We start from the raw sequence: 11,438 nt of genomic DNA, 5'->3' as shown, positions 1-11,438 counted from the left end.
CTTCGTTATAGGCTGGCCAGTTCCTGGTCTTGTAGGTCGGTGGTGTCGGTCTGCTCATTCATCCCAGCTACCACGCTGGATTCACGAGATGAATCCCACACGGAATTTGTGCAACAGAGCCCTTTTATTCCGGAAAGATGTCTCGGCGTATTTTAAGTAAGCTACTGTAATCAAGCTATAAATCAAGACTCCCGCAGACACCAGAAGGTGCCGCAATCGAAAATCGCGATTCCAGAATAAAAGGTTTCGCTTCATCTCGGCGCAGGAGTCAGCGATTTTCAATGGATCGGCACCATGCGACGGCCTGTTTCGCTCAATAATCGGGCAGGTGCGAACGATATGCGCAAAAAATAGACGAATATCCCGACCGAGATGTCCGAATCCGCAGCCTTCTATTGCGCCGATGCTGCGGGGCAGCACTGTTGCGGGTGTCCATCCCGCGACAAGACGCTCGAAAAGGGATCGGGTGTGTGGCGACCACAGACGTGGAAATCGAACGGCCGCCACACGGTTGCAACATTAACGTTGCAGGGCAGATCTAGGCCCGCCTCGTGCGCTGCGCAAGGCCGGGTGGGGGGTGGCCCTGCATGGAGGAATTCCATGACCCTGACGAAAACCGCTCTGGCCGCGGCGCTCGCCCTTGGCGCGCTGACTGTGCCCGCCTTCGCCGCCGATCCGATCAAGATCGGCGTCCTGCATTCGCTGTCGGGCACGATGGCGATCTCGGAAACCACGCTCAAGGACACGATGCTGATGCTCATCGAGGAGCAGAACAAGAAGGGCGGGATCCTTGGCCGGCCGATCGAGGCCGTGGTGGTCGATCCGGCGTCGGACTGGCCGCTCTTCGCCGAAAAGACCCGCGAGCTGCTCAGCGTCGAAGGCGTCGACGTGATCTTCGGCTGCTGGACCTCGGTCAGCCGTAAATCGGCGTTGCCGGTGCTCGAGGAACTGAACGGGCTGATGTTCTACCCGGTCCAGTACGAGGGCGAGGAAAGCTCGAAAAACGTGTTCTATACCGGCGCCGCGCCGAACCAGCAGGCAATTCCGGCAACGGATTACTTCCTCGACGAACTCGGGGTCGAGAAATTCGCGCTGCTGGGCACCGACTATGTCTATCCGCGCACCACCAACAACATTCTCGAAAGCTATCTCAAGAGCAAGGGCATCGCGGATGAGGACATCTTCGTGAACTACACGCCCTTCGGCCATTCCGACTGGTCCAAGATCGTTGCCGATGTGGTGGCGCTCGGCGCCGACGGCAAGAAGGTTGGGGTGATCAGCACCATCAACGGCGACGCCAATATCGGCTTCTACAAGGAACTGGCCGCCGCCGGCGTGTCCGCAGATGACATTCCCGTCGTGGCCTTCTCGGTCGGCGAAGAGGAACTTTCGGGCCTCGACACCACCAACCTCGTCGGCCACCTCGCCGCCTGGAACTACTTCCAGTCCGCCGACAGCGATCTGAACGACGAATTCATCGCCCAGTGGAAGGCCTTCGCTGGCGAAGATCGCGTCACCAACGACCCGATGGAAGCCCACGTCATCGGCTTCAACATGTATGTCAAGGCGGTCGAGGCGGCCGGCTCCACCGATGTCGACGCAGTGCGTGAGGCGATGTACGGCATCCAGGTGCCCAACCTGACCGGCGGCACCGCCGAGATGCTGGTCAACCATCACCTGACCAAGCCGGTGCTGATCGGTGAAATCCAGGCAGACGGTCAGTTCGACATCATCAGCCAGACCGCGGAAGTTCCCGGCGATGCCTGGACCGACTACCTTCCGGAATCCGCCGTGCTCAAGTCCGACTGGAAGACCCTGGATTGCGGCATGTACAACACCCAGACAGAGACCTGCGTGCAGACCCTGTCCAACTACTGATCCCGTATCCGGAACGCGAGAGGGGGCATCGTCCCCTCTCCAGCAAGGCAGCCCTCCATGCGCTATCTCCGTGCGGCCCTCGCCGGCCTGATCCTGCTCGCCGTGCCGCTTGTCGCGCAACAGGCGCCCGAGTCCGGGACCCCGGTGCAGGATCTGCTCCAGACCCATGCGGACCAGATCGCCAAGAGTTCGCGAAGGACCATCCAGCCGGTCATCGACGCGCTGGTCGCCAGCGGGTTGCCGCAGATCGAAACGGTGCTCGCCACCTGGCAGGCCCGCGAGATCTGGCAGCGCGAATCCGACGGGCTGTTCTTTGCCGCCACCGAGACCGACAACAGCCTCTTTGAACTGACCGATTTCGACACCGGCGAACCCATCGGCGCATTTCCCAGGGACGGGCTGGCACAGGTCAAGCCCAACAGCGGCGTGCAGGGGCTGATCGCCACCGCGCTGGTGCAGTTTCAACTGAACAGCCCTGATCCCGCGCAGCGTCGCCAGGCGCTCGACTCGCTGGCACGCGCGCCCGATGCCACGCTGCTGGCACCTTTGCGCGCTTCGATCGAGCCGGAAACCGATCCCGACATCAGGGCGCGCAAGCAGCGGCTGGCGACGCTCCTGACCATCGCCCATGACAGCAACGAGGCGGCGCGTATCGCCGCGATTGCCGAGGTTTCGGGCGATCTGTCGGTCGATGTGCGCGCGACCCTCAATCCGCTTCTCAGCACCCACCGGACCTTTGCCGCGGCCGACGCGCCCCTCGCCGGGGATCAGAACGTCGCCCGCACCCTGGTGCCGGGCCGCGATATCCCCGTGACCGAGGCTTACGCCCTGCTGGTCGCGGCCGGCGATGCGCCGGCCCTGGTCAGCGAAGGCGCGATCCGCGAGGCGCTCGCGGTGAACATCGCCGAGGGACGGGTCGGCGGCGTGCCGATCGCCGCGCTCTCGGACCCCGAGGCGCGCAACCGCGCCTATGACGCGCTGGCCGCCGCCGGCGCGGTGCCGCCGCGTGTCGATACCGCTGAGCGCGACGCCTCGCTCGCCGCCCACCGGTTCTATGATGTCTACGACGAACCCTCCGCCGCCCTCACCGACGCGGCGCAACAGGCGCTGGGCTCGATTGAAACCCGCGTCGGCATCAACCAGGCGCTGGATCTCGGGCTCGACGCGCTGTCGCTGGCCTCGATCTATTTCCTTGCCGCCATCGGCCTCGCCATCACCTTCGGCGTCATGGGCGTGATCAACATGGCGCATGGCGAATTCATCATGATGGGCGCCTATACCGGCTATGTCGTGCAGCAGGTCATTCCCGACTACACCGTGTCGATTCTCGTCGCCCTGCCGCTGGCCTTTGCCGTCACCTTCGCCGCCGGGGTCGCGATGGAGCGGCTGGTGATCCGCCATCTCTATCACCGCCCGCTGGAAACCCTGCTCGCCACATTCGGCATCTCGATCGCGCTGCAGCAGATCGCCAAGAACATCTTCGGCACCCAGGCCCGGCCGCTGACCTCGCCCGGCTGGCTCGACGGCGCCTGGGTGCTGAACGATGTGGTGTCGATCAGCTATATCCGCATCGCGATCTTCGTGCTGGCGCTGATCTTCCTGACGCTGTTCCTGTTCATCATGCGCCACACAAGGCTCGGGCTCGAAACCCGCGCCGTGACCCAGAACCCGCGCATGGCCGCCAGCATGGGCATCAACCCGGACCGGGTGAACATGCTCAGCTTCGGGCTCGGCTCCGGCATCGCCGGTGTCGCCGGTGTCGCCATCGGGCTCTACGCCAAGGTCACCTCCGAGCTCGGCCAGGATTACATCGTGCAAAGCTTCATGACCGTGGTGGTCGGCGGCGTCGGCAACATCTGGGGCACGCTGCTGGGTGCCACGATGATCGGCTCGCTGCAAAAGGGGATCGAGTGGCTGAATCCTTCGAATACGCTGGCGGCCCAGACCTACATGATCGTCTTCATCATCATCTTCATCCAGTTCCGCCCGCGCGGCATCATCGCGCTGCGCGGCCGCGCAGCAGGAGACTGAGCCCATGTGTCTTCATCTTTGTGCAAATACTCCGGGGGGTGCCGGGGGCCGGCCCCCCGCCGCGCCGGGAGGCAGACGATGACCCGCTCCTTCTTCGCCCGCCACCCCTCGGTCCTGGTGTTCATCGCCTGCCTCGCCTTCTTCACCCTGCTGGTCACCATCCTGTCCGAAGGGCTGGGCATCGGCGTGATCTCGACCTCCTTCGTCAAGACCCTGGGCAAGACGCTCTGCCTCTGCCTCGTCGCCATCGCCATGGATCTCGTCTGGGGGTATGCGGGCATCCTCAGCCTCGGCCACATGGCGTTCTTCGGGCTCGGCGGCTACATGATCGGCATGTGGCTGATGTACGAGCGCACCCGCGACATCGTGGTCACCTCGCTGGCCGATGTGGAAATTCCGCCGACCCCTCAGGAGATCAGCGATGCCATCGGCAACCAGATCTTCGGCGTCGTCGGCAGTTCCGATTTCCCGGCGGTCTGGGCCTTCGCGCCCAGCCTGCCGGCGCAGCTGGCGCTGGTGGTGTTGGTACCGGGCCTCTTGGCGCTGGTCTTCGGCTGGCTCGCCTTCCGCAGCCGGGTCACCGGGGTCTATCTCTCGATCCTGACCCAGGCGATGACGCTGGCGCTGGCGCTCTACCTGTTTCAGAACGACAGCGGGCTGCGCGGCAACAACGGGCTCTCGGGCCTGCAGAACCTGCCGGGCGCGGATACCATCCCGCAATCCCTGATCTCGCTCTGGTTCCTCTGGGGTTCGGCGCTGGCGCTCGGGCTCGGCTACCTGCTGCTGGCCTGGGTGGTGTCGGGCAAGTTCGGCAGCGTGATCCGGGGCATCCGCGATGACGAGGCGCGGGTGCGTTTCCTCGGCTACTCGGTCGAAGGCTACAAGCTCTTCGTCTTCGTGCTGACCGCGGTGATCGCGGGCATCGCCGGGGCGCTCTATTATCCGCAGGCGGGCATCATCAACCCGGCGGAACTGGCCCCGATCGCCTCGGTCTACCTCGCGGTCTGGGTCGCCATCGGCGGGCGCGGGCGACTCTACGGCGCGGTGATCGGTGCCGCCTTCGTCTCGCTGGTCTCGACCTGGTTCACCTCCGGGCAGGTGCCGCCGGTCGATCTCGGTTTTTACACCATCAACTGGGTCGACTGGTGGCAGGTGGTGCTGGGACTCAGCTTCGTGCTGGTCACGATCTATGCGCCCAAGGGCATCGCCGGGCTGTTCGACCTGGCTGCCGGCCGTTTCCCGCCCCGCCGCCACGGCGCCGCCCTCGGCCCCGATGACGGCGCCCTGCGCGAAAAGGAGGCCGAAGAATGAGCACGCTTCTCGAGGTCTCCGGCGTCTCGGTGACGTTCGACGGGTTCAGGGCGATCAACAACCTGTCCTTCCAGATCGGCAAGGCGGAACTGCGGGCGATCATCGGGCCGAACGGCGCCGGCAAGACCACCTTCATGGATATCGTCACCGGCAAGACCCGCCCCGACACGGGGCGTGTGATCTGGGGCGACAAGTCGGTGTCGCTCCTCAAGATGAGCGAGGCGCAGATCGCCCGCGCCGGTGTCGGGCGCAAGTTCCAGCGCCCGACCGTGTTCGAGGACCAGAGCGTGTTCGACAACCTGCTCCTGGCGCTGAAGAAGGATCGCGGCCCGTTCCCGGTGCTGTTCTACCGCAGCTCGGCGCGCGACCGGGAAAGGGTCGAGGAACTGGCGGGCGAGATTGGGCTCGCCGACCAGCTGCCACGCAAATCCGGCGAACTCAGCCACGGGCAGAAACAATGGCTCGAGATCGGTATGCTCCTGGCGCAGGATCCGCAGCTCCTCCTGGTCGACGAACCGGCGGCGGGCATGACGCTCGAGGAACGCGAACACACCACCGACCTGCTGGTGCAGGCGGCGAAAACCCGCGCCGTGGTGGTGGTCGAACATGACATGGAATTCGTGCGCCGGCTGAACTGCAAGGTCACCGTGCTGCACGAGGGCGCGGTGCTGGCCGAGGGCGGGCTCGACCATGTCACCGCCAACAAGGACGTCATCGACGTCTATCTGGGGCGCTAGTAGAATGCTGAAGATCGACAATCTTTCCCTGCATTATGGCGGATCGCAGATCCTTCATGACATCAGCATGACCGCCGAGGTCGGGCAGGTCACCTGCGTCATGGGCACCAATGGCGTCGGCAAGACCAGCCTGCTCAAGGCGATCTCGGGCACCCATCCCCGGTCCGCCGGCAGCCTCGAACTCGACGGCGAGCCGCTCGGCGTGCTGCCGGGCCATGCGATGGCGCGGCACGGGGTCGGCTATGTGCCGCAGGGGCGGGACATCTTCCAGCTTCTGACCGTGCGCGAGAATCTCGAAACCGGCTATGCCTGCCTGCCGCGCGGCGAACATTTCGTGCCTGACGAGATCTATGACCTGTTCCCGGTGCTCAGGGACATGACCGCGCGGCGCGGCGGCGACCTATCGGGCGGCCAACAGCAGCAGCTGGCCATCGCCCGCGCTTTGATCACGAAACCCAAGCTGCTGCTGCTGGACGAACCCACCGAAGGCATCCAGCCCAACATCATCCAGCAAATCGGCCGCGTGATCGAATACCTGCGCGACCGTGGTGACATGGCTATCGTGCTGGTCGAACAGTATTTCGACTTTGCCTACCAGCTTGGCGATCGGTTCGTGATCCTGCGCCGCGGCGCGGTGATCGACCGGGGCGACAAGACAACGCTCGGCCGCGACGATCTGGTGGCTGCGGTTTCGGTCTGATTTTTATTCGGTTGCGGCCACGCATTTTTGTGGAATAGGGTTTCGCATAGTGAAATCCGGGATTCGCCCATCCTGTCGAACGGGCCTGCCTGAAGCCGGTGACGGACCGCGGTTGTGACGCAAGGTTCGCAACTTGCGGGTTTGCATGGGCGCGGTTCCGGGGATTACAAACCAACAGCGCAAAGGCTGCGCGGGATCATCTCAAGGGAGGGGGCTGATGACAGACGCCATCGGATACGAACGCATTGGGGACATCGCCATTCTGAAGGCGCAGAACCCGCCTGTGAACGCTTTGGGATACGACGTGCGGGTCGGCCTGATGGACGGAATCGCCCGCGCCGAAACCGACGGGGCCAAGGCGGTGCTGATCTATGGCGAGGGTAACACCTATTTCGCCGGGGCCGACATTCGCGAATTCGGCCAGAAGCCCAAGGCGCCCGGCCTGCCCGAGGTCTGCGACCGGATCGAAGCCTCGCCGCTGTTGGTGGTGTCGGCCATGCACGGCACGGCGCTCGGCGGCGGGCTGGAGGTGGCGCTGTCCACCCATTACCGCATCGCCGTGCCTTCCGCGCGCGTCGGTCTGCCCGAGGTTCTGCTCGGGATCCTGCCCGGCGCAGGCGGCACCCAGCGCCTGCCCCGCGTTGCGGGAACAGAAGCCGCGCTCGACCTGATCATCACGGGCCGCCACATCAAGGCGGACGAAGCGCTGAAACTTGGCGTCATCGACAGGATCGAGGATGGAGCGCCGCGCGATATCGGGTTGGCCTATACACGGGAACTGCTGGACCAGGGCGCGCCGCGCCGTCCGGTCAGCGAGATGGATGCGCCTGCGCCGGTCGATTTCGACGCGGTCTATGATTCCGTGCTGAAAAAGGGCCGGGGCCAGATTTCGCCCGCCACCGCCGTGCGGGCGGTGCAGGCGGCGGCCGAACTGCCCTTTGCCGAGGGCATGAAGCGGGAACGCGAACTGTTCATGGACCTGATGAACACCGATCAGCGCGAGGGGCTGATTCACGCCTTCTTCTCCGAACGCGCTGTGGGCAAGCTGCCCGAACTGAAAGGCGTGGAACCGCGCCCGCTGTCCGCTATCGGCGTAATCGGCGGTGGCACCATGGGTGCCGGCATCGCCACTGCTGCGCTGCTGTCGGGGCTGACCGTCACCATGCTGGAAATGACGCCCGAGGCGGCGGAGGCCGCGAAAGGCCGGATCGCGGGCAATCTGCAGGGCGCGCTGAAACGCGGCAAGATCAGCCCCGAGAAATTCGAGGCCCTGACCGAAAAGGCCCTCACTCTGGCCACCGATTACGGCGCGCTGAAAGACGCGGATCTGGTCATCGAGGCGGTGTTCGAGGAAATGGAGGTCAAGAAAAAGGTCTTCACCCAGCTCGACGCGGTCGCGAAACCCGGCGCGGTGCTGGCCACCAACACCTCCTATCTCGACGTGAACCAGATCGCCGCCGTCACCTCCCGCCCGGCCGACGTGATCGGGCTGCATTTTTTCTCGCCCGCGCATGTGATGAAGCTGCTCGAAGTGGTGGTGGCCGATCGGACCGCGCCCGATGTGGTGGCGACCGGCTTTGCCCTCGGCAAGCGGCTGGGCAAGATCAGCGTACGCGCCGGGGTTTGCGACGGGTTCATCGGCAACCGGATCCTCTCGACCTACCGCACATGCGCCGATCACATGATCCTGGACGGCGCCAGCCCCTACCAGATCGACAAGGCGCTGGAGGATTTCGGTTTCGCCATGGGACCCTTCGCGGTCGCCGATCTCGCCGGGCTCGACATCGGCTGGGCGGTGCGCAAGAGGAAGCGCGCCGAGGGGCTGGATCCCCGAGCGCGCGACAGTTCCTATGCGGACACGCTTTGCGAGGGCGGCCATTTCGGCCAGAAGACCGGCAAGGGCTACTACGACTATGCCGCCGGGCCGCGCTCGCGGGTGCCCAATCCTGACGTTCTGCCCCTGATCGAGGCCGAACGCGCCGCACAGGGCCTCGCCCCGCGCGCGTTCACCGACGAGGAAATCGTGCGCCGTTACATGGCGGCGATGGTTAATGAAAGCGCCAAGGTCGTGGGCGAGGGCATCGCCCGGCGTCCGCTCGACGTGGATATGACCCTGCTGTTCGGCTACGGCTTCCCGCGCTATCGCGGCGGGCCGCTGAAATGGGCCGACCTTCAGGGGCTGCCCGGCCTGCTGGAGGACATCAAGTCCTATGCGAAAGAAGATCCGTATTTCTGGGAACCCGCGCCGCTGCTCGAACAACTCGTGGCCGAAGGGCGCAATTTCGATGATCTGAACAAGGAGGCTGCCGCATGAAACAGGCTGTCATCGTGTCCGCCGCCCGCACCGGGCTGGCCAAATCCTTCCGTGGCTCCTTCAACATGACCCATGGCGCGACCATGGGCGGCCATGCGGTCGCCGCCGCCGTGCAGCGCGCCGGAATCGACCCGGCCACGATCGAGGACTGCGCCATCGGCTGCGGCTATCCCGAGGGCGAGACCGGCAGCAATATCGCCCGCCAGATCGCCATCCGGGCCGGGCTCCCCGTCACCGCGTCCGGCATGACGGTCAACCGGTTCTGTTCGTCCGGATTGCAGACCGTGGCGCTGGCGGCCAACGCGATCACCACGGAAGGCGCCGGACCGATGGTGGCCGGCGGCGTCGAAAGCATCTCCATGGTGCAGCCCAAGGCGCGACGTGCCGAGGAAAGCTGGATCGCCGAACACAAGCCCGCGATCTACATGGCGATGATCGAAACCGCCGATATCGTGGCCGAACGCTACGGCATCAGCCGCGAGGATCAGGACGCATACGGCCTGCGCAGCCAGCAGCGCATTGCGGCGGCGCAGCAGGCCGGGTTGTTCGACGACGAGATCGTGCCGATGCAGGCCACCATGGCGATGAAGGACAAGGAGAGCGGCGAGATATCGCTGCAAGAGGTCACGGTGGACCGCGACGAGTGCAACCGCCCGAACACCGCGATCGAGGGCCTGCGGGGCCTTGGCCCGGTGCGCGAGGGCGGCTTTGTCACCGCCGGCAACGCGAGCCAGCTGTCGGATGGCGCGGCGGCGCTGGTGCTGATGGAAAGCCGCGATGCGGAAAGGCAGGGCCTGGCGCCGATGGGTGCGTTCAAGGGCTTTTGCGTCGCGGGGTGTGAGCCCGACGAGATGGGCATCGGTCCCGTCTTCGCGGTGCCGCGCCTGCTGGAGCGGCACGGGCTGAAAGTGGACGATATCGACCTCTGGGAGCTGAACGAGGCCTTCGCGAGCCAGGCGCTCTATTGCCGGGACCGGCTGGGCATCGATGACGCGAAATGCAACGTCAACGGCGGTTCCATCGCCATCGGCCATCCCTTCGGCATGACCGGCGCGCGCATGGTCGGGCACCTGATGCGCGAAGGCAGGCGGCGCGGCGCGAAGCTGGGCGTCGTCACAATGTGTATCGGCGGCGGCATGGGCGCTGCCGGATTGTTCGAGATCTACTGAAGGCGGAGGCGTACGCCCCGCCCATCGAGGGCCGGGCGCACACGGTCCGGCACGGGGTGCCGGACGTCGCCAGACCCTGTCGTTGTGCAATGAGAGGAGAGCACAAATGGACCTGAGCTATTCCCCCGAGGAAATCGCCTTTCGCGACGAGGTGCGCGCCTTTCTGGACGAGAAGCTGCCCAAGGACCTGGCTGAGAAGATCCGCCGCGGCGGTCATCCGGACAAGGCCGAGCAGGAACAGTGGCACGCGATTCTGAACGTACGCGGCTGGCTGGCCCCGAACTGGCCCAGGGAATTCGGCGGGGCCGAATGGAACGCGGTGCAGCGCCATATCTTCGAGGAGGAATGCGCCTTTGCCAGCGCGCCGCGCATCGTGCCTTTCGGCCTGTCGATGCTGGCCCCGGTGCTGATGAAATTCGGCAGCAAGGAACAGTGCGGCCACTACCTGCCGCGCATTCTGGACGGCACCGACTGGTGGTGCCAGGGCTATTCCGAGCCGGGTGCGGGCTCCGATCTTGCCTCGCTCAAGACCCGCGCGGTACGAGAGGGCGACCATTACATCGTCAATGGCCAGAAGACCTGGACGACGCTGGGCCAGTATGCCGACTGGATCTTCTGCCTCGTGCGCACCGACCCCAATGTCAAGCAGCAGGAGGGTATTTCCTTTCTGCTGATCGACATGAACACGCCCGGCGTCGAGGTGCGGCCGATCATCCTTCTGGACGGCACGCATGAGGTCAACGAGGTCTGGTTCACCGACGTCAAGGTTCCGGTCGAGAACCTCGTCGGCGAGGAGAACAAGGGCTGGACCTATGCCAAGTATCTCCTGACCCACGAGCGCACCAACATCGCAGGCGTCGGGTTTTCCGAGGCCGGTCTGGCCTCGGTCAAGCGGATGGCCCGCGCCGAGATGTCCGGCGGCAAGCCGCTCGCCGTCAATCCGCATTTCGCCGCGCGCGTCGCCAAGGTCGAAATCGACCTGATGGCCATGGCCACCACCAACCTGCGCATCATCTCCAAGGCCGCGGTCGGGCAGGCGCCCGGCGTCGAGGCGTCGATGCTCAAGGTCAAGGGCACGATCATTCGGCAAGAGATCAACGATCTCGCCCGCCGCGCCGCCGGACCCTACGCGATGCCGTTCGCTTCCGAACTGGTCGAGGGTGACAACGATCCGATCGGGCCGGACTATGCTGGACCCGTCGCGGCCAAGTATTTCAACAACCGCAAGCTGTCGATCTTCGGTGGCTCCAACGAGATCCAGCGCGGGATCATCGCCAAAGTGAAGATGGGAGGCTGAG

General features: G+C 65.0%; 8 protein-coding genes. All 8 read left to right on the top strand.

Features of this window, described 5'->3' with window-relative positions:
• Positions 1-600: 600 nt before the first annotated feature.
• The gene (urtA, locus tag QO034_RS16990; protein ID WP_284486723.1) at positions 601-1,878 is read left to right on the top strand and encodes an urea ABC transporter substrate-binding protein; all 1,278 of its coding nucleotides are present in this window, start codon (positions 601-603) and stop codon (positions 1,876-1,878) included.
• Between the two features lie 57 nt (positions 1,879-1,935).
• Positions 1,936-3,909, top strand: coding sequence for an urea ABC transporter permease subunit UrtB (gene urtB / locus QO034_RS16985; protein WP_284486722.1), 1,974 nt, complete (start codon positions 1,936-1,938; stop codon positions 3,907-3,909).
• Between the two features lie 78 nt (positions 3,910-3,987).
• Positions 3,988-5,220 (top strand): urea ABC transporter permease subunit UrtC, encoded by a 1,233-nt coding sequence (gene urtC / locus QO034_RS16980; RefSeq protein ID WP_284486721.1) that lies wholly within the window; start codon positions 3,988-3,990, stop codon positions 5,218-5,220.
• On the top strand, positions 5,217-5,957 hold the full coding sequence (gene urtD, locus QO034_RS16975; protein ID WP_284486720.1) for an urea ABC transporter ATP-binding protein UrtD: 741 nt from the start codon (positions 5,217-5,219) through the stop codon (positions 5,955-5,957). Before urtC ends, urtD begins: the two co-directional genes overlap by 4 nt.
• A gap of 4 nt (positions 5,958-5,961) precedes the next feature.
• Complete coding sequence (gene urtE / locus QO034_RS16970) at positions 5,962-6,657, top strand: urea ABC transporter ATP-binding subunit UrtE (RefSeq protein WP_284486719.1); 696 nt, start codon at positions 5,962-5,964, stop codon at positions 6,655-6,657.
• Positions 6,658-6,874: 217 nt separating this feature from the next.
• Positions 6,875-8,971 carry a 3-hydroxyacyl-CoA dehydrogenase NAD-binding domain-containing protein gene (locus tag QO034_RS16965; RefSeq protein ID WP_284486718.1) on the top strand — a complete coding sequence of 699 codons (2,097 nt, stop codon included), beginning with the start codon at positions 6,875-6,877 and terminating at the stop codon, positions 8,969-8,971.
• Positions 8,968-10,140 carry an acetyl-CoA C-acyltransferase gene (locus tag QO034_RS16960; protein WP_284486717.1) on the top strand — a complete coding sequence of 391 codons (1,173 nt, stop codon included), beginning with the start codon at positions 8,968-8,970 and terminating at the stop codon, positions 10,138-10,140. The genes QO034_RS16965 and QO034_RS16960 overlap by 4 nt, the downstream gene beginning before the upstream one ends.
• A gap of 106 nt (positions 10,141-10,246) precedes the next feature.
• Entirely contained in the window at positions 10,247-11,437 is a 1,191-nt protein-coding gene (locus QO034_RS16955) for an acyl-CoA dehydrogenase family protein (RefSeq protein ID WP_284486716.1), read from the top strand.
• The last annotated feature ends 1 nt before the right edge of the window (position 11,438 follow it).

This window comes from Sedimentitalea xiamensis (assembly GCF_030164465.1).
Lineage (GTDB): Bacteria > Pseudomonadota > Alphaproteobacteria > Rhodobacterales > Rhodobacteraceae > Sedimentitalea > Sedimentitalea xiamensis.
This window is presented reverse-complemented; position numbering and strand designations above follow the sequence as displayed.

Bases quoted from the DNA above. Each gene is read 5' to 3' on its own strand.
- urtA (WP_284486723.1), top strand. From the start codon at position 601: ATGACCCTGACGAAAACCGCTCTGGCCGCGGCGCTCGCCCTTGGCGCG.
- urtB (WP_284486722.1), top strand. From the start codon at position 1,936: ATGCGCTATCTCCGTGCGGCCCTCGCCGGCCTGATCCTGCTCGCCGTG.
- urtC (WP_284486721.1), top strand. From the start codon at position 3,988: ATGACCCGCTCCTTCTTCGCCCGCCACCCCTCGGTCCTGGTGTTCATC.
- urtD (WP_284486720.1), top strand. From the start codon at position 5,217: ATGAGCACGCTTCTCGAGGTCTCCGGCGTCTCGGTGACGTTCGACGGG.
- urtE (WP_284486719.1), top strand. From the start codon at position 5,962: ATGCTGAAGATCGACAATCTTTCCCTGCATTATGGCGGATCGCAGATC.
- QO034_RS16965 (WP_284486718.1), top strand. From the start codon at position 6,875: ATGACAGACGCCATCGGATACGAACGCATTGGGGACATCGCCATTCTG.
- QO034_RS16960 (WP_284486717.1), top strand. From the start codon at position 8,968: ATGAAACAGGCTGTCATCGTGTCCGCCGCCCGCACCGGGCTGGCCAAA.
- QO034_RS16955 (WP_284486716.1), top strand. From the start codon at position 10,247: ATGGACCTGAGCTATTCCCCCGAGGAAATCGCCTTTCGCGACGAGGTG.